Annotated in this window: 18 protein-coding genes; 8 read left to right on the top strand and 10 right to left on the bottom strand. The window is 32.9% G+C overall.

The window, feature by feature from the left end; genetic code table 11:
* Nucleotides 1-17: 17 nt before the first annotated feature.
* Nucleotides 18-200: a YciY family protein gene (locus GWJ01_RS06880; protein WP_036913581.1), complete on the bottom strand. Its 183-nt coding sequence runs from the start codon at nucleotides 198-200 to the stop codon at nucleotides 18-20.
* A gap of 306 nt (nucleotides 201-506) precedes the next feature.
* On the opposite strand from GWJ01_RS06880, the gene cls reads away from it, so the two are divergent.
* Nucleotides 507-1,967, top strand: a complete 1,461-nt coding sequence (cls, locus tag GWJ01_RS06875; RefSeq protein WP_109394317.1) for a cardiolipin synthase — start codon at nucleotides 507-509, stop codon at nucleotides 1,965-1,967.
* 111 nt (nucleotides 1,968-2,078) lie between these two features.
* The gene (locus GWJ01_RS06870) at nucleotides 2,079-2,408 is read left to right on the top strand and encodes an HI1450 family dsDNA-mimic protein (RefSeq protein WP_369961051.1); all 330 of its coding nucleotides are present in this window, start codon (nucleotides 2,079-2,081) and stop codon (nucleotides 2,406-2,408) included.
* 350 nt (nucleotides 2,409-2,758) lie between these two features.
* Here the strand turns inward: GWJ01_RS06870 and GWJ01_RS06865 are convergent, their stop codons facing one another.
* The 5 genes from GWJ01_RS06865 to GWJ01_RS06845 all read right to left on the bottom strand — a co-directional run bounded on the left by GWJ01_RS06865 (nucleotide 2,759) and on the right by GWJ01_RS06845 (nucleotide 6,133).
* Nucleotides 2,759-3,190, bottom strand: a complete 432-nt coding sequence (locus GWJ01_RS06865) for a carboxymuconolactone decarboxylase family protein (RefSeq protein WP_161710880.1) — start codon at nucleotides 3,188-3,190, stop codon at nucleotides 2,759-2,761.
* A 198-nt stretch (nucleotides 3,191-3,388) separates the two neighbouring features.
* A complete protein-coding gene (locus tag GWJ01_RS06860; RefSeq protein WP_109394315.1) occupies nucleotides 3,389-3,670 on the bottom strand; it encodes a hypothetical protein in 282 nt (93 codons plus the stop codon).
* A 170-nt stretch (nucleotides 3,671-3,840) separates the two neighbouring features.
* Nucleotides 3,841-4,296: a GNAT family N-acetyltransferase gene (locus GWJ01_RS06855; protein ID WP_109402455.1), complete on the bottom strand. Its 456-nt coding sequence runs from the start codon at nucleotides 4,294-4,296 to the stop codon at nucleotides 3,841-3,843.
* A 202-nt stretch (nucleotides 4,297-4,498) separates the two neighbouring features.
* Nucleotides 4,499-5,038, bottom strand: a complete 540-nt coding sequence (locus tag GWJ01_RS06850) for an Ail/Lom family outer membrane beta-barrel protein (RefSeq protein ID WP_075672134.1) — start codon at nucleotides 5,036-5,038, stop codon at nucleotides 4,499-4,501.
* A 468-nt stretch (nucleotides 5,039-5,506) separates the two neighbouring features.
* Nucleotides 5,507-6,133 (bottom strand): nucleotidyltransferase domain-containing protein, encoded by a 627-nt coding sequence (locus tag GWJ01_RS06845; RefSeq protein WP_161710879.1) that lies wholly within the window; start codon nucleotides 6,131-6,133, stop codon nucleotides 5,507-5,509.
* Between the two features lie 258 nt (nucleotides 6,134-6,391).
* On the opposite strand from GWJ01_RS06845, the gene leuE reads away from it, so the two are divergent.
* The 3 genes from leuE to ttcA all read left to right on the top strand — a co-directional run bounded on the left by leuE (nucleotide 6,392) and on the right by ttcA (nucleotide 9,099).
* Entirely contained in the window at nucleotides 6,392-7,033 is a 642-nt protein-coding gene (gene leuE, locus GWJ01_RS06840; protein ID WP_083629078.1) for a leucine efflux protein LeuE, read from the top strand.
* Between the two features lie 270 nt (nucleotides 7,034-7,303).
* Entirely contained in the window at nucleotides 7,304-7,852 is a 549-nt protein-coding gene (locus GWJ01_RS06835) for a 4Fe-4S dicluster domain-containing protein (RefSeq protein ID WP_161710878.1), read from the top strand.
* Between the two features lie 323 nt (nucleotides 7,853-8,175).
* The gene (ttcA, locus tag GWJ01_RS06830; RefSeq protein ID WP_075672144.1) at nucleotides 8,176-9,099 is read left to right on the top strand and encodes a tRNA 2-thiocytidine(32) synthetase TtcA; all 924 of its coding nucleotides are present in this window, start codon (nucleotides 8,176-8,178) and stop codon (nucleotides 9,097-9,099) included.
* A gap of 306 nt (nucleotides 9,100-9,405) precedes the next feature.
* On the opposite strand, the gene zntB is transcribed toward ttcA, so the two are convergent.
* Complete coding sequence (gene zntB, locus GWJ01_RS06825) at nucleotides 9,406-10,389, bottom strand: zinc transporter ZntB (RefSeq protein ID WP_109402459.1); 984 nt, start codon at nucleotides 10,387-10,389, stop codon at nucleotides 9,406-9,408.
* Between the two features lie 379 nt (nucleotides 10,390-10,768).
* Between zntB and GWJ01_RS06820 the strand changes: the two genes are divergently transcribed.
* Entirely contained in the window at nucleotides 10,769-11,110 is a 342-nt protein-coding gene (locus GWJ01_RS06820) for a DUF4377 domain-containing protein (protein ID WP_109394308.1), read from the top strand.
* A 301-nt stretch (nucleotides 11,111-11,411) separates the two neighbouring features.
* Nucleotides 11,412-11,972 carry an Ail/Lom family outer membrane beta-barrel protein gene (locus GWJ01_RS06815; RefSeq protein ID WP_109394307.1) on the top strand — a complete coding sequence of 187 codons (561 nt, stop codon included), beginning with the start codon at nucleotides 11,412-11,414 and terminating at the stop codon, nucleotides 11,970-11,972.
* 594 nt (nucleotides 11,973-12,566) lie between these two features.
* On the opposite strand, the gene GWJ01_RS06810 is transcribed toward GWJ01_RS06815, so the two are convergent.
* Nucleotides 12,567-14,186 carry a peptide ABC transporter substrate-binding protein gene (locus GWJ01_RS06810; protein ID WP_109402460.1) on the bottom strand — a complete coding sequence of 540 codons (1,620 nt, stop codon included), beginning with the start codon at nucleotides 14,184-14,186 and terminating at the stop codon, nucleotides 12,567-12,569.
* Nucleotides 14,187-14,409: 223 nt separating this feature from the next.
* Here GWJ01_RS06810 and tpx point away from each other — a divergent pair, with 223 nt between their 5' ends.
* Nucleotides 14,410-14,913, top strand: a complete 504-nt coding sequence (gene tpx, locus GWJ01_RS06805) for a thiol peroxidase (RefSeq protein ID WP_109394305.1) — start codon at nucleotides 14,410-14,412, stop codon at nucleotides 14,911-14,913.
* A gap of 68 nt (nucleotides 14,914-14,981) precedes the next feature.
* Here the strand turns inward: tpx and tyrR are convergent, their stop codons facing one another.
* Complete coding sequence (gene tyrR / locus GWJ01_RS06800) at nucleotides 14,982-16,547, bottom strand: transcriptional regulator TyrR (protein WP_109394304.1); 1,566 nt, start codon at nucleotides 16,545-16,547, stop codon at nucleotides 14,982-14,984.
* A 153-nt stretch (nucleotides 16,548-16,700) separates the two neighbouring features.
* Complete coding sequence (locus GWJ01_RS06795; protein ID WP_202611117.1) at nucleotides 16,701-17,120, bottom strand: hypothetical protein; 420 nt, start codon at nucleotides 17,118-17,120, stop codon at nucleotides 16,701-16,703.
* Between the last annotated feature and the right edge of the window lie 339 nt (nucleotides 17,121-17,459).

The raw sequence follows: 17,459 nt of genomic DNA, 5'->3' as shown, positions 1-17,459 counted from the left end.
GCCACTAAAAAGTGAAATTATGAGTTCCATTCTATGTGTTGTACAAATAAAAGTGCTCTATGTTTTCTAGAAGTATCAAGTTTACGCAGTTTATAAATTCGGAAATTACGACGAGATTGCCCTTCTAACCATCGACGTCGTTTACGTATAGCTTGTCTCATCATTCGCCAACGAGCTACTTCAGTCCTACTGTGTCTCATACTATCAGCACCTATTTTTTTCGAATAAGTGGACTATTATAAGACGTTCATTTTGTGATCCAAGGGGGGATTTATGGTTTGCTTAAATTTCATCCATTATTTGAGCATTTCTCACAAAGATAAAATGAATAAAGAGTTGTATCTTATTGCTTATTTAATGCTTATCTCTTAAGAAAGAGATTTGACAGAGATAATAATCCTGATTTAATAACAACATTCGGCAAATAACAAAAATAATGAACTATTTTTATTAAATTGCCTTTAGCTTATCCATGCAATTCATTTTCAACGGAAAATAGCTCTACTATGACAACATTTTATACTGTATTAAGTTGGCTAACCTTTTTCTTCTATTGGCTATTAATTGCGGGGGTCACATTTCGTGTCCTAATGCACCGACGACCTGTTACATCAACAATGACATGGCTATTGATCATTTACATCCTGCCATTAGTCGGGGTTATTGCGTATTTTGCTTTTGGTGAATTACATCTAGGAAAACGACGTGTTGAACATGCTAAGCAGATGTGGCCTTCAGTTGTTGCATGGCTTGAAGACTTGAAAAAATGTAAGCATATCTTTGCTACAAGTACGAGCGATGTGGCAACGCCTCTTTTCCAATTAACCTCTAAACGCCAAGGTATTAAAGGTGTTAAAGGTAACAAAATTGAACTTTTAACCACCTGTGAAGATTCGCTCAATTCAATTACACGCGATATTAATAATGCCCGTGACAATATTGAAATGGTTTTCTATATTTGGCAATCAGGTGGTTTAGTTGATGAAGTAACCGACGCCTTAATTAGAGCAGCTAAGCGTGGTGTAAAATGCCGAGTCATGGTTGACTCTGCGGGTAGTTGGAATTTCTTCCGTACTAACGGCCCAGATGTAATGAGAGCTGCGGGTATTGAATTTGTTGAATCATTACATGTTAATTTATTCCGTTTCTTCTTACGCCGCATGGATTTGCGTCAACATCGAAAAATCGTATTGATTGATAACTATATTTCCTACACAGGAAGTATGAATATGGTTGATCCTCGTTATTTCAAGCAAGATTCTGGTGTAGGTCAATGGATTGATATCATGGTCAGAATGGAAGGCCCTGTTTCGACCACATTAGGAATGATTTATGCCTTTGACTGGGAAATGGAAACTGGTGAGCGCCATTTACCCCCTCCTCCTGATGATAATATTATGCCTTGTGAACAAGAAAGCGGCCATACAACACAAGTCATCGCCTCAGGCCCAGGTTTTCCTGATGAGCTAATTCAACAGTCACTTATTACAGCCATTTACTCTGCGAGAAAAGAATTAGTACTGACAACACCTTATTTTGTACCTAGCGATGATCTTGCCCATGCAATATCAACCGCTGCGATGCGAGGTGTTAATGTAAGTATTATCGTTCCTCGTAGCAATGACTCATTTCTTGTACGTTGGGCAAGCCGTTCATTCTTTACTGAAATGCTCGAATCTGGTGTGAAAATATTCCAATTTGAAGATGGTTTATTACATACCAAAAGCGTGATGGTTGATGGACAACTCAGTATGGTGGGTTCAGTTAACCTTGATATGCGTAGCTTGTGGTTAAATTTTGAAATTACCGTTGTCATTGATGATGAAGGTTTTGGCTGTGATTTAAGCATTGTTCAATATGATTATATTGCTCGCTCGACAGAATTAACTATGGATGAATGGGAAAAACGACCATTCTTAAATCGTGTATTAGAGCGTATCTGCTATTTCTTTAGTCCTCTGCTATAACAGAAATGTTATAATCAAGAGACTACTAAAAAAACGGGTAACAGATAACCGTGCTAAATTAGTAAAAATGCGATACAAATAACGCGATAATTATTGGAATAATAGACAGGCATTACCATGAATGAACCAACTTTAATCAGTGAAGACGACGCTTTAGAACAAGCTTATGATCTATTCTTAGCCCAAGCAGCGGATAATTTAGATGTTGCAGATCAATTATTGTTTAACCTGCAATTTGAAGAAAGAGGCGCAGCTGAAGTGGTTCCATTAGGTAATGATTGGCAATTTATTGTTGGCCTGCCTGTCACATCAGCCCGTTTTAGCGAAGTAATTATTGGTCTTGCTCCAGACGATGATTCCGATATTGATGATATTTTTGGTCGTGTCCTAATTAGCCGCGATCCATTACAACCTATGTTCCATATTATTTGGAAATCATAATCACTTTTATCTTCACCTGCTTATATTTTAGCGGGTGATTTTTTATTTCAGAGAGAAATAAAATAAGTAAAAGTAACTTTATTATTGATGCTATTTTTGCCTTAGCTTTCTTTGGTGCATTTTACTGGTATGTCTGCGTAGCTATTATTATAGTAATGCTTTACGCCACAATAAAAACACAAAAAACGTTATTTCGTATCTTATTTATACTTATTGCTTTAATTTTTGCTTATTTACCCTTTATGCAATATCTTTGGTAAAAATTAAACCTAAAAAATTAAAAGCGCTCTATCGGCGCTTTTCTCTTTTATCATTATTTAATGATATATAATTTGCATAGATAATACTCATTACTGACGCAAACTCACAGCAATACGATTAAAGGCATTCATTAACCCAATTGCCAATGTCAGATCACTCATTTCTATGTCTGTAAAATATGCTTTAACCTGCAGATAAATATTATCATCTGTATTTTTCGCTGAAATATTACTGACTGCCTCTGCCCATAATAATGCAGCTTGCTCTCTATCAGTAAAACGTTCACTCACTTGCCAACCATTTAGTGCATCTAACTTATTTTGATCAACATCATGATTACGTAATGAGTTGTTATGCATCTCCAAACAAAAAGCGCAGCCATTAATTTGAGACACTCTTAAATAGACAAGTTCAATCAACGTTATATCCAATGAACTACCTTCTAGTGCGGTTTTACATTGAATTAAACCAGCATAAGCTTGAGGGCTGAGTTTTGGGTAAGATAAGCGAAGCTTTGACATAATTTCCTCACAATTTACAATAAAGGTAAACCTACAAAAAAACTGTATATAAAAACAGTGGTAATATATTCAATTTATAGAGATGGGTTTATCAATTTTGTGGTATTTGCTTTTAGAGGCAATGATCTTCGGTATAAGTGACTTAATTTACTACTTATTCTTTGTTAGATTATTGTCACTTATTACGCGTAATAACTGTTACTCAAAGCATTTGGATGAATGAGCAATAGTTAAAAACATTGTGCCTTCTCTTGTGAGTGTGCTTTCTTTCTTTATGGGGGGTGATTTGACCATTCTATCTATTTCCGTTGAGGAAAATTTATCACTCGTTTCATTATAAAAACACAAACATTGATCTTTACTCACGTTACTATAGACATTTAATGTATCCATACAATATTCAATAACTTTATTTTCTTGTGATTCAGAGCAAGCTGGTAGTAAAAATAAAGATAAAATAACAATTAAGGTTTTGTTCATAACTATGCCACTGTTGTGTTAAATTTATTTAATTATGAAAAAATTATTTCATTAAAGCAGAGGAATTATTACGACATAAATCAAATTTAAGTGGATAATTGTTATTTATATAAGATAAAAGAGAGGTTTTTTTATTCCCCTCCCTATTTTGTATCTTTAATATTTTTTATTTAGTATTTGTACTTATTTTTATTTAATTTTAAATGTAACAATGGGAAAGGATTGCCTTGTCCATCTAATTCAGAACGTCCTATTTGCTCAAACCCAATATAAAAATAAAAACCAATTGCTTGAGGATTCTGTTCATTTACATCTAATTCATCAATATGCAGTGTATTTATTGCGAAAGTTGTAAGCAATTTACCACAGCCATGCCCCCTAGAATTCGCATCGACAAAAAGCATCTCTAACTTATTTTCTGCTGTACCTAAGATCCCGTGAATAACATTATTATCGTCTATCGCAATATAGGTATTAAGCATAGGAAAATACTGTTCTACAATATCTTTTTTGAGAGACAAAATGATATCTTCAGATAGAAATGTATGTGTGGCTCTAACTGATGATTCCCAAACTGCAATCATTTCATCATAGTGCAAAGGCTCTGCTTTTATTATAGTTAACATACTTCTCTCTCCATAAAATACTGCATCTTAGAGATCCATTATTAACAGTCAAGCCACCCAAAGAAAAAACACACATATTGTGTATATTAAATAAGTTTTGATAAAACAAAATCCCTAATATAGCGATAAGTATTTACATTCATATAAAACAAAAAAGGCCACATAACGTGACCTTTTTAAAATATTATTTATCAGATTAATACTAGAAACGGTAACCAACACCTAATATCCAAGTACCAAATTTTGCATCATCTATTTTTGAATATTCATAAGATGCATCAATGGCCACGTTTGGAATTGGATTGATTTGTAAACCTAATCCATAAGCCATAGACGATTTACTTAACTTATCATTGTCATTATCATAGAAAAAATTATCTTCTTGATTAATATGACCAAGGCCAATTAAACCATACGCACTAAAATAGTCATTAAAACGGTAGCTAGGACCCGCTGTTAATGAAACATAATCAATTTCAGTTGAACCAATTTTTCCCCAGCGGCCATAATAATTATAAGTTAATTTTGTATACGTTAGTGATCCAATAACTCCCCAGTTATTATCAAATTCATGATTATATTTAAAGTTAATTCCTTTAAGATCATCATCCATTTTATCATCAACTTTAATTGAAGTCTGGGCATAACCCACAGATAAAGTATTATCTAATGCTGCTTGTGCATTAAAAGAAAGTGTAGAAATAGCTAACAGTGAAGTTGAAATAAATAAATTACGACGCATCTTTATTCTCTATATAAAAACAAAAGGATAGACAAATGGAACTAAATTATAATTTAGCTCTCTTGTTAAATTGAGTGTAACACTCAATAAAATTTATTTATGAATAATACATTAACAATAATATTTTATAAAGAAAATCTTATGATTAAAGTTATAATTAAAACACCATTTCTCTCAACAACAAACTTACCTTATTTTTCACTATTATTAAGTAAATATTAAGATCATAACATTATGAAAAAAAGACTAATTTTAATCTTCATCAGTTTTAATTTTCTTAAAACCACTATTGTCGTTCTATTTATGCTTAATCATTAGGATAAAAAAAACTCACTAAGTCAAATTAACTTATCTTAGTCTATAAAATGTTAATTAATATTTAATCTAAAATTTAAAACAGTATGGAAATAAGTTATTTTATTAATTTTAATACGTATAAAAAAACCACTTATAAAGTGGCTTTCTTTTTTATTTATTATTAGAAAGTTGCATTTTTAACCAAAAGCTTTGCTGACATAAATTAAAAAATTCTTTTCTATAAGGAGAGATAGGTTTGTTATTCGATTCGACAATTTCCCAAGTGATCCAATGTTCAGGACATTGAGCGTCATTATCATAATGTTCTGTTTCTATCTCTTCTGTACATTTCAAAACGATACCATCAGGAAATAACCAAGTATGGGTTGCCCTGGTTATTTCCGTTAACTCATCACTAAAAATACAGCGACAATGATGTTTTAACCAATATCCCCAACTGTATAAATTGTTAGGCGCCAAGACTTTGCTTAAAACACCAATATCGAAATCAATTTTGCTAACAATAGGATATAATGTACCTAGCATTACTCTTGTTTTATCTAATTGCTGATTTTCAAATTTATCTATTTTATTTTTTAAAATCAAACAAATATCCAAGTCTGATTTTTCTGCTATTGCACATCCATTAGCAACACTCCCATAAACATAAATGCTGTGTAAATTCTCTTTTAATAATTGGGAAAGGTGCTCAGCAACATCTGTAATGACAGGTTGAAATAGTGTTTGAAAACCTGTTGTAGGTGGTAAGCTTATTTTATTTACTTGAGAAAAAACCATAATTTTCCTTTGTAAGGTTTTATTTTTCTATTTGAACCCCTATCATTTTTTTAATCGTGAACCAATTTTGGAAACAAAGGTGAAACAGTTCAGTAATCTGTTGAAGTGGTAAAGAGGTACCGTTTTAGCCAGAAAGCAGTAAGCATCAAACATTTATCTTCTGTATGAATGAAAATATGCGTTTAAATAATGTGGATTCTCTTTATATAATAGCAATTCATTAAGTAATGCAGAGAAAGTGAGATTTGGGGGGTTAACATGTGGCTTGAACAATTTGGTGTACTCAATATTTGGACATACCTTGCAGGCATGTTTTTTATTATTCTTGTTCCTGGCCCCAATACACTCTATGTGCTAAAAACAAGCGCATCAGGCGGTGTTCGTGATGGATATCGTGCTGCATTTGGTGTTTTCTTAGGTGATGCTATTTTAATTTTTCTCGCCTTTATTGGTGTTGCATCTGTAATAAAAGCCTCTCCTTTACTCTTTACTATTGTTCGCTTTTTAGGTGCTTTTTACCTTCTCTATTTGGGAATAAAAATTATTCATGCAACTTTTTTCTCCAAAAAAGTACATTCAGAACAAACAACAACTGTACAGAAACACGTTTTTAGAAAAGCACTTACATTAAGTATGACTAATCCTAAAGCGATTTTATTTTATATCTCATTTTTTGTTCAGTTTATCGATTTTAATTATGCACATACGGGATTATCTTATTTAATCCTGGCTTCCATGCTTGAAGCCTTTAGCTTTATCTATCTCTCTTTTCTGATATTTGGTGGTGTCGCCCTTGCTCGCTTCTTCGGCTCACGTAAAAATATCGCTAAACTAGGTAATGGTGTTATTGGGCTTTTCTTTATGGGATTTGCGACTAAATTAGCGACATTAACATCATAAGTTTTAATAACAGATACTAATTAGAGAAATGGCAATCGAAATAAGATTGCCATTTTTTATCTACGATCATTTACGTATATTTATAAAATTACATTCCTATTATCTTATTAAATAGTATTTATTCTCATTTGAATTTAGTTTAAATAAGTGTTTTTTATTTTATTGTTATTATTTAACCTAATTTATTCGATATAAATTTGATTAATATTACTAAAATAACTTACCTATCGATATATTATAAAGTATATAGCTCTATAAATAGGTATTGAGATGAATAGCCAAATTGTTATTGACTCTAAAAAATGTATTGGCTGTAAAACATGTGAAGTTGTTTGTTCAGTCGGTCATACATCAGAAAAAAATGGAAATGATTTTCTCAATAAAAAGAATTTTCATCCAAGGATCCGCATTATTAAATTAATGCATCAGTTTACAGCTTCTGTTTGCCATCAGTGTGAAGATGCACCTTGTGCCCAAACTTGCCAGACAAAAGCATTAGTGCGTGGTGAAAACTTTGTCGAAACGCACCCTGAAAATTGCATTGGGTGTAGAGCTTGTCTTTTAGCTTGCCCATTTGGAGTCATTGAGCTTGAGAAAAAAGCACATTCAGCGCCTACCTCTTGTTTAGATCTTGGCCAGCAATTTCAAATTGATATCGTTAAATGTGATTTATGCAATCATAGAGAGCAGGGCCCTGCTTGTGTTGAGTTTTGTCCTCAAGACGCCTTAATCTTTGTTTCTGATAATGAATTGTCACAATTAACTGCTCAACGCAGAAAAAACTCTATTTTACATGAGTTACCAACGACGTCTTACTAAGGTTTATTCCTATAATAATCGCTACGTGGCACAAAAAATTTAATAGCCTTATTCAGTTTATATAAGGCTATTACTTCTTACTTTTTACCACCTTGAAAGCGCTTAACTGTAGTTATCTATATCGAAACCACCCTACCATCTGGTATCATTGTCGACTTATCAATTTTCTTGCCATAAATAACTTTGTTTTTCACACAACTTATCATTTGAGCCTATAAGATATTTTATTGATTTATCATGTTGTTAAGGTATCAAAACAGCGAAGAACAAAGCCTTGGTTAGCAAGTTACAGAATAATCAGCAACGATATAGAACCGTAAAAAATGAGCATCCCAAAAGAGCAGTATAATTTCAACAAACTACAAAAACGCTTACGCCGCGATGTTGGGCAAGCTATCGCTGACTTTAATATGATTGAAGATGGCGATAAAATCATGGTCTGCCTTTCTGGTGGTAAAGATAGCTACACGCTACTTTCTATCTTAATGAATCTGCAAAAAAGTGCGCCAATTAACTTTTCACTTATTGCAGTCAATTTAGACCAAAAACAACCTGGATTCCCTGAGCATATTCTACCTGAGTATTTAAATGAGCTTGGTGTGGAATATAAAATTGTTGAAGAGAATACCTATGGGATCGTTAAAGATATTATTCCTGAAGGTAAAACAACCTGCTCTTTATGCTCACGTTTACGTCGTGGTATTTTATATCGCACAGCAACAGAAGTTGGTGCAACTAAAATTGCTTTAGGTCACCATCGTGATGATATTTTAGAAACATTATTTTTAAATATGTTCTATGGTGGCAAGCTTAAAGGTATGCCACCTAAATTAATGAGTGATGATGGCAAACAAATCGTTATTCGTCCTCTAGCTTACGCTCGTGAGAAAGATATTGAGCGTTTTGCACAAGCTAAGCAATTCCCAATTATTCCATGCAATCTTTGTGGCTCACAGCCTAACCTTCAGCGCCAAGTAATTAAAGAGATGCTAAGAGATTGGGATAAACGTTATCCTGGTCGTATTGAAACTATGTTTAGAGCAACTCAAAATATTGTCCCTTCACATTTATGTGATACTCAATTATTTGATTTTGTTAACATCAAGCATGGTGATGAAGTCATTAATGGTGGCGACTTAGCTTTTGATAAAGACGATATTCCAACCGTTCCAGTGATGTTCCAAGAAGAAGATGACGAACGTCCTGACTTTAGCCAAAACAAACTCGATATTGTTGAAGTGAAATAATGCACTATCTCCTAAGCCTTACATTCAGGGCTTAGGATTTTTATGACTAAATAATAGCCAACAATAAATTTAAGCAAAAAAAACCGATGTTAATAAACATCGGTGTAATAATGGTCAATTATTCTGTATTAAGAACTCAATATGAGAAAAACTACAATTATGGAGCACAACGTTCATCGCTCAACGTTGTATTCACCTGCGAGAGTTATAATGCCAGATGTTCTATTTTAAAAAATTGATATATCTCAAACAGGGTTAGAGAATTCTTTTTTAAATCCATTTAGTTACGATTAATTTGCTGAAAATTTACAACCACCTACTACGCTTTAACCACCAAGTAACAATCACAATCAAAACAAAGAGAGATAAACAAAAGATGGTAAAACCATAAGGAAACTCATTTCCGGGTATTCCGCCTAAATTGACACCAAATAGCCCTGTTAGAAATGTTGTTGGTAAAAATAACATCGCCATTAGCGACATCGTATAAGTACGTCTATTCATCGCATCAGCCATCATTGATGTTATTTCATCAGCAATCACCGCGGTACGAGAAATACTACTATCCAAATCCTCTAAACGTCGAGAAAGCCTTTCTGAAATTTCTAACATCGTAACTCTATCGCTATCACTCATCCACGGTAATTTTTCAATAGAAAGTCTTGAGAATACGTCTCTCTGAGGCGCCATATAGCGACGTAAAACTATTAACTGCTTTCTTAATAATGCGAGTTCACCTCTCGCGGGTATTTGTTGATCAAGGATCATATCTTCCAATTCAATTAATTGGTCATGCAAAGTCTCAACAAATTCGCCTATTTCATCAGTCACAGCATCAGCCATCGTAATTAGCCAATCGCCACTATTTTCAGGCCCATTACCTAGTTCTAAAGTATGAATAACAGAATCTACAGAATTAACTCGGCGGTGACGGCTTGAAACGATAGTTTGACTGTTAATATAAATTCTAAAAGCAACAAGCTCATCTGGTCGATCATTAGGATTATTATTAATTGTTTGCAGATTGATAACGATACCTTCACCAATGCGTTGTGCTTTTGGTCTGACGTTCTCTGCAAGCAATATATCTTTAGCAATTGGTGGAAGTAATTCTGTCTCTTGTATCCATTGAGCACTTTGTGGTTTACGGTAATCTAAGTGCACCCAGTATGGTTTTTCATTTGTTGCAACAGTCTCTGCTGTGATTTCTGTTACTCCTCCATGCCCATTAAGTTGTGCTATGTAAATAGCATCTGAATCTTGTATAACAGAGTCATTAATTGTTTTCACTTAGCTTCCTCCATAACTTTTGCTTTTTAAAGGTAATACTTAAACTCAATGCTCAATTGTCAAATATGATTGATCTACCTTCATTTTATAACGTTATGTTTTGAGTTGTTATTCTATACTTTTTTCTAGTTATCTGTATATCAACCCTATTTTTGTTTAATTCATCTAAAACTTCTATTTATCTTCATCACTTTAGGATTATTACACTAAATTAAATACTGATAGTTACGTTAGGATATTAATACTTAGAATAACAGCAGGTAACTTATTTTGTTTACAGGAAAAAAATTACCTGCTGTAATTTATAATAATTATCTGTCTGGTGTATACTAAATATTCTTTAATACATTTATTGCACCCTAAAAATAAGGTCATCAATATGAAAAAATTTATCGCTATTCCTTTATTTTTGCTTTTAGCTGGATGCAATGATGCAACTTCAACTAAAAGTGCAAATACAACACCTACTACGGGAACAACAAAAACGCTTCTAGTAGATTCACAACTGTATGATTGTGTTGGTGTCGCACCAATGAAGTGTATGAAAGTGAAAGAGTTACCTTCTGGCGAATGGTCTTTGTTCTATCAAAATATTGATGGTTTTGAATATAAAGCAGGAACTGAATACACATTAAAAGTTAATGTTACAGATATTCCTAACCCTCCAGCAGATGCACCAAGTGTGAAATATACACTGATTGAAGTTGTAGATAAGAAATAAAACACCACTCTAAAATCTAGCTCACAATAGGTATTAAAACTTATTGTGAGTATTTTCACCTATCACACTCAATTTCTGCTACCTACCATTAAAATAATAACACATCGTTATATTACCACTTGAAATTATCAATAAATTTTATATTAATTAATAATTGGCTATTTATAATAATTTTATTTTTATTGAGTTTAAAAATAAGCAAACAAACTTTTTTTAAGAGTAATTTCAATCAATTAATATTGAAATTCAACATTTATTTTACTAAAAATAGCGTTCTACACATCAACATAGAAACCCTACAATGAATAAATTAGCCCTTACTTTAATTAGCTTTGCTTTATCTTATTCTTCTACATTACATGCCAATGATAAAACACATACCCTCTCTGCTGGTTATATTTACGGCAAAATAAAAGGTGACACCGCAAAAGGAGAGATAATCAGTTATCGATATGAAACAGAAAATACTTGGGGAATATTAATTTCTCTACTGCGTTTAAATACAAATCATAAAGAATATTTTATTGATCCACGCTTTACCACACCGTCAACAATAAAATACCGAACCAAAACCACAGGCCTATTAATCGGCCCAACTTATAGAATAACACCTGAAATTTCTGTTTATGCTCAAATGGGTCCTAATAAATTAAAATATCAGGAAGACAAACATCACTCTAAAATAAATACAACAGACTCTCATATTGTAAATACAACAAGTGTAATTGGTCAAATTGGCATCGATTATAATCCTGTTAAGGATATCTCGTTTAGCTTGGGCTATCTTTACTCTGATACCACAGCAAATAAGCGACATCTTGAATTAAGTGTTTTACAATTATCTCTAGGATTCCGTTTTTAAACGACTTTCTAATAATTATTGACAATCCATAATTTAATTTAATTATAAAGAAAAATGAATGGATAATTCTACTTTTAAATTACTCAAACACCATAATAAATATATTAGGCTTTATTACAATTAAGTATTTATATCTATAAATAAAACAAAACATAATATTTAACATCAAGCACATTGCACAATTGGTCAAAACAATACCATAAAAATGTATTAACATATCACTTGCAATGTTTATTCCTTTTGAGTCTCCTTCTGTTTTTATAGCAGAGGGATTTTTTTTGTTATAATATTTTATTAATTACTGTAACAGTTAGATACAATAAAAAGCGTGCAAAGAAAGCCTTAAGAATATAATTTATATCCAGACAATAAATCACCCTGCTTTATTTTGCTACGCCCCTTTTTTTAAAGGGGTTCTTTTTTATTGACACTCTCTACTATTTTCTCATACTTCTTTAGTTTTCTTATTATTGATACATGCAAACGTATAAATCACAACTTCTTTACATTCTATTTGTATATAAAAATAAAAAAACACCCCAAAATAGATATTAACTTTGAGGCATAATTTAAACTTTTAATTTAGTTTCTATGTTAGTGCTTTAGAATATAAAGCGTATGGCTATATGCAACATCTTCTGGATTCTTAATTGGATAACCTTTTAGCCATGGCTTTATTAATCGCCCATTTGTATATTGATAAATAGGTGCTATTGGTGCATCTTCAGCAATTATTTGTTCAGCACGGTTATACAAACTATTTCGCTCATTTGTATCAATAGCCATACTAGATAATGCTAACACTTCATCATATTGCTTATTCTGATATTTAGAAATATTACCGGTGTGTTTAGAACCTAATAGGCTTAAAAAAGTAGAAGGCTCATTATAGTCACCAATCCATGATGCCCTTATAACATCAAAATCCCCCGAATTTCGGCTATCAATATATGTTTTCCATTCCTGATTACGTAATTCGACTTTCACTCCTAATTTTTTCTTCCACATAGAAGCAACTGCAATAGCAATTTTCTGATGATTCTCTGAATTATTGTATAACAATGAGAGTGTTAATGGATTATGAGGGCCATATCCAGCAGCCGCTAACAAGATCTTAGCCTGACTGTCTAATTCATCTTGATTGTATTCATCATAAATTGTAGGTTCTGGGGTAAAGCCCGCCGTTACATCAGGTGTGAAACGGTTTGCTGATTTCTCCCCTGTTCCTAATACTTTATCAGTGATAATTTTTCTATCTATCGCCATCGCTAATGCTTTACGTACACGAATATCTTTTGTTGGCCCTGATTGAGTATTAAAAGCATAATAATAAGTTCCTAACTGGTCAGGAATATAAACCTCATTAGGAATATCTTTCATTAATTTATGGTATAAATTTTTCGGGAACGACTCTGTAATATCAATATCACCAGCTAAATAACGTTTAGTCGCATGTGATTCATGATTAATAGGCACAAAAGTGACTTTAGTTAATACTGTATTTTTATGATCCCAATAATAAGGATTTGGCGTTAATACAATCTTCTCATTAACGACTCTGTCTTTTAAAACAAAAGCCCCATTTCCGACTAAATTGCCAACTTTAACCCACTCGGCACCATATTTTTCAATACTATGACGAGGTACAGGATATAACGAAAAATTAGTCGTCAAATTTGGAAAATAAGAAACTGGTCGTTCTAACGTGACTTTTAGTGTTTTTTCATCAATCGCTTCTACACCTAATGATGTTGGTTTTAATTCTCCATCAATAATTTTTTGTGCATTTTCAATCGATGCGAGTGAGGCATACCATGCAAAAGGTGAAAGATTTTTAGGATCAACCAACCTTTGCCAACTATAGACAAAATCTGTTGCTGTTACTTTTTCACCATTGGACCATTTTGCATTATCACGTAAAGTGAAGATCCACACGCGATTATCTTCTGTGCGCCAACTCTGAGCAACTCCCGGAATGGGTCGTCCATACTCATCTTCTATCGTCAACCCTTCAAACAAATCACGTTGCACTTGAGCTTCTGTTAATCCTACTGCATTAATAGGATCAAGTGATGCAGGCTCATCTTTCAAATGTCGAACCACTTCTTGCTTTTTATCGAGTATCGTTCCTACGGGGACTACTGCCGCATTTACCTGCGATGTGAGCAATCCTTGAACGACAAGTGCACATGAGATGACGAATATTTTGCGCATGTCTGTTTCGTCCTGTAATCTGTATGAGAATGAACAGCACAATTATAAGAGCCTGATAAAAAGGCACAATCACTGATTACAAATATTTTATAAATTTTTATGTTTTTAGTGATGACTATGCCAATAGTGGCAAATTTTAATAATGGTTAAGCATTAACGAGAATTATCGTTAATAATGAGTATTAATAACAGTTAGTCTGACAACTAATAAAGGAGAACAACAATGGCACATCAAGTTACTTTACAAGGAAATGCAGTGGCACTAACGGGTAATTTCCCAGCAGTAGGTCAAAAAGCTGCAGATTTCTCTCTTGTTGGTAAAGATCTTAATGATGTTTCTTTAGCGAATTTTGCAGGTAAACGTAAAGTTCTAAACATTTTCCCAAGTGTAGATACTGGTGTTTGTGCTGCAAGCGTTCGCCAATTTAATAAAGTTGCAAATGAATTAAATAACACCGTTGTTTTATGTATTTCAGCTGATTTACCTTTTGCTCAAGCACGTTTTTGTGGTGCAGAAGGCTTAGACAACGTTGTGACTTTATCTACAATGCGTGGTGCTGAATTCAAAGAAAACTACGGCGTTGCAATTGCATCAGGCCCATTAGCTGGCTTAACGAGCCGTGCAGTAATTGTTTTAGATGAAAATAACACTGTTATCTACACCCAGTTGGTTGATGAAATCACAACTGAACCAAATTATGATGATGCATTAAACGCATTAAAATAATACTGATAAAAAAATAGACGGGCATTATGCTCGTCTATTTTTATTATGCACAAAATCTTACTACTCAATTAATCTTCAGACTTCTCACCCTTTTTACTCGTAAGATTATATTCTCTTAGCTTATTCGCAATAGCAGTATGAGAAATGCCTAAGCGTTTTGCTAATTTACGTGTACTTGGATAATCACGGTATAAACGCGTTAAAATAGAAGCTTCAAAGCGTTTTGTCATTTCATCTAACGAGCCTTCTAATAAGTTCTCATCAAATAATGTTTCATCCGTATGCTCAGGTAACGTAATATCTTGAACACGTAATGTATTTCCGACTAACTGTGCCATTGCTTGGTAAACAATATTCCGTAATTGACGAATATTACCCGGCCAAGAATATTGCATTAAATAATTTGAGAAATCGGTAGAAATAGATGGTACTCCCATCTTTTGTTCTTGGCAGTACTGATTAATAAAATGAGTTGCCAACGGAATTATATCGTCCTTTCTTTCTCTTAATGGCGGTAATGTTAGTGTTAATACGTTCAATCGGTAATAGAGATCTTCTCTAAACAATCCCTTTTGTACTAATTCCCATAAGTTTTTCTGAGTAGCACAAATAATACGCACATCGACATTAACTTCTTCTTCTTCGCCCACTCTGCGGAACGTTCCGTCATTTAAAAAGCGTAGAAGTTTGATCTGCATTTGCGGTGACATTTCACCGATTTCATCAAGTAAAACAGTGCCACCATTAGCTTGCTCAAAAAAGCCCTTTTTTCCTTCAATAGCATTAGGATAAGCACCTGCTGCATAGCCAAATAACTCACTTTCAACAACATCATCAGGCATTGACGCACAATTTAAGCCAAGAAATGGATACCTTAAACGGTTACTTAGTAAATGGCAGGCTTTTGCCAATAAATCCTTTCCTGTACCTGTTTCACCCACTAATAACAATGGATCATTCATTATTGCCATTTTCTTTGCACGAATAATAAGCTGCTTCATTTTAGGTGTTACGGCAATAATTTGGTCAAACCCACTTTGATCATTAGCCACTAATTTAGGATGATCATAAATAATTTCATGATATTTCAGTAAAACAAAAGCTCCAACACAATGATTATATTGGTTATCATCCGTAAGTTTAATTGGGACTATTTCCATTTCAAAATTCTGTTTTTTCACAGTAATAGGCACCATTTGGATAAAGTGCTCTTTTTGTTCTAAAAAACGATGAATATTAAAATTTGGAATAAATTGATTAAATGTTTTCTCAGAATGGTCATCTGGAGATAAACCAAAAAGCAGTCTTGTTGCAGGATTGAGTAACTTGACCTTGCCTTTGGTATCAATAGAAAAAACAGGAACAGGGACAGACTCTAATAGTGTCCAAATTGCACGATGTTCTTGCTCTGATGGCATAAATGCAACAGTACGCACATCAATAACACCATTTATTCGACGTATTTCCGCCATCAACGGTTGAAAAATATCAAAATCAATCTGTGAAAAATTCAGGTAAATAAGACCTATTGGGAATATTTCAATTCCACGCAAATCAATATTTTTTAATACTAGCAGATCTAATAATTCACGGGTTAACCCGATGCGATCTTCACAAGTGACCTCTAAACGCATTATAAACCTTCTTAATACTGAGTGACCCTGAACTAATTCTAGATATTATACATAAATATCAACGAAATAAAGAGGCTTGTCAGCAAAGGTTGACACTACTAGCATTTATTTTTACACAACTAAATTAATCTCCTGATTTTTAACCAAGATTATTTATGCTTTAAAAAAGCCGAATAACGAAAATGAAGAGGGTTTTATTATTTTTTTTAGTTCAAAATCGATAAGATATTCGACATCCTTTACCAAAGGGCTTAATTCTCGACGGATTACCTTTTTGATAGTTTTACATCCATTATCAAAACAAAAAAGGAGATAATCTAATGCATTTATTGCCTTTTCTCTCTTATCCGACTCACTCAGATATTCAAAAAATTGGGATGTCTCTTTTATTTGAAATGACTTAGGTTGATTTTGGTATTGTCTCTTTTTAATCTCGCTAATCGTCTCACTAAGAATAGGGATTAAAATGCTGAGCTGGTTATCGATATTTGAGACATTAAATGCCGAACTCAAATAGAGTTGACGCCTTTGTTTAGAAAGTTTTTTTATTACTGACATTTGTATTTCTTTCATATTTTAACCTAGTTAGAAGGATTATTTATTAGCCACTTTTCTATTTTTTATAAATAAAAAACCTCTCTATTTATTAAATAGCAAGTCGCTTACAAATTAGACACTTGAAAATATATTGAGAAAATAGCTCTGTGGTACGTCTTTGTGGTGATATTTAACGCTATTTATCATACTAAACTCAATACTATTTTCTTTCGAAAAAGGAATATTATGATTAAAATTACAAATATTTCACTACAGGAACACACATTAACATTTAAATACAATTAGTTAAAAATCATCTTTTTTTACATAAGAACTTATTCTTCTTAAAATTCTTTATCACAATAGTTTCTTATT

Origin of the sequence: Proteus sp. G2618, from assembly GCF_009915995.1 — a bacterium.
Taxonomy (GTDB): domain Bacteria; phylum Pseudomonadota; class Gammaproteobacteria; order Enterobacterales; family Enterobacteriaceae; genus Proteus; species Proteus terrae.
The sequence above is the reverse complement of the archived record's forward strand: the minus strand, read 5'-3'. Positions and strand labels throughout refer to the sequence as shown.

What these genes read in the sequence shown, in the direction of transcription:
- GWJ01_RS06865 (WP_161710880.1), bottom strand. Translation starts at nt 3,190, where the DNA reads ATGTCAAAGCTTCGCTTATCTTACCCAAAACTCAGCCCTCAAGCTTAT.
- tyrR (WP_109394304.1), bottom strand. Translation starts at nt 16,547, where the DNA reads ATGCGTTTAGAGGTCACTTGTGAAGATCGCATCGGGTTAACCCGTGAA.
- GWJ01_RS06845 (WP_161710879.1), bottom strand. Translation starts at nt 6,133, where the DNA reads ATGGTTTTTTCTCAAGTAAATAAAATAAGCTTACCACCTACAACAGGT.
- GWJ01_RS06815 (WP_109394307.1), top strand. Translation starts at nt 11,412, where the DNA reads ATGAATAAATTAGCCCTTACTTTAATTAGCTTTGCTTTATCTTATTCT.
- GWJ01_RS06850 (WP_075672134.1), bottom strand. Translation starts at nt 5,038, where the DNA reads ATGCGTCGTAATTTATTTATTTCAACTTCACTGTTAGCTATTTCTACA.
- tpx (WP_109394305.1), top strand. Translation starts at nt 14,410, where the DNA reads ATGGCACATCAAGTTACTTTACAAGGAAATGCAGTGGCACTAACGGGT.
- cls (WP_109394317.1), top strand. Translation starts at nt 507, where the DNA reads ATGACAACATTTTATACTGTATTAAGTTGGCTAACCTTTTTCTTCTAT.
- GWJ01_RS06810 (WP_109402460.1), bottom strand. Translation starts at nt 14,186, where the DNA reads ATGCGCAAAATATTCGTCATCTCATGTGCACTTGTCGTTCAAGGATTG.
- GWJ01_RS06880 (WP_036913581.1), bottom strand. Translation starts at nt 200, where the DNA reads ATGAGACACAGTAGGACTGAAGTAGCTCGTTGGCGAATGATGAGACAA.
- leuE (WP_083629078.1), top strand. Translation starts at nt 6,392, where the DNA reads ATGTGGCTTGAACAATTTGGTGTACTCAATATTTGGACATACCTTGCA.
- GWJ01_RS06860 (WP_109394315.1), bottom strand. Translation starts at nt 3,670, where the DNA reads ATGAACAAAACCTTAATTGTTATTTTATCTTTATTTTTACTACCAGCT.
- ttcA (WP_075672144.1), top strand. Translation starts at nt 8,176, where the DNA reads ATGAGCATCCCAAAAGAGCAGTATAATTTCAACAAACTACAAAAACGC.
- GWJ01_RS06820 (WP_109394308.1), top strand. Translation starts at nt 10,769, where the DNA reads ATGAAAAAATTTATCGCTATTCCTTTATTTTTGCTTTTAGCTGGATGC.
- GWJ01_RS06835 (WP_161710878.1), top strand. Translation starts at nt 7,304, where the DNA reads ATGAATAGCCAAATTGTTATTGACTCTAAAAAATGTATTGGCTGTAAA.
- GWJ01_RS06795 (WP_202611117.1), bottom strand. Translation starts at nt 17,120, where the DNA reads ATGAAAGAAATACAAATGTCAGTAATAAAAAAACTTTCTAAACAAAGG.
- GWJ01_RS06855 (WP_109402455.1), bottom strand. Translation starts at nt 4,296, where the DNA reads ATGTTAACTATAATAAAAGCAGAGCCTTTGCACTATGATGAAATGATT.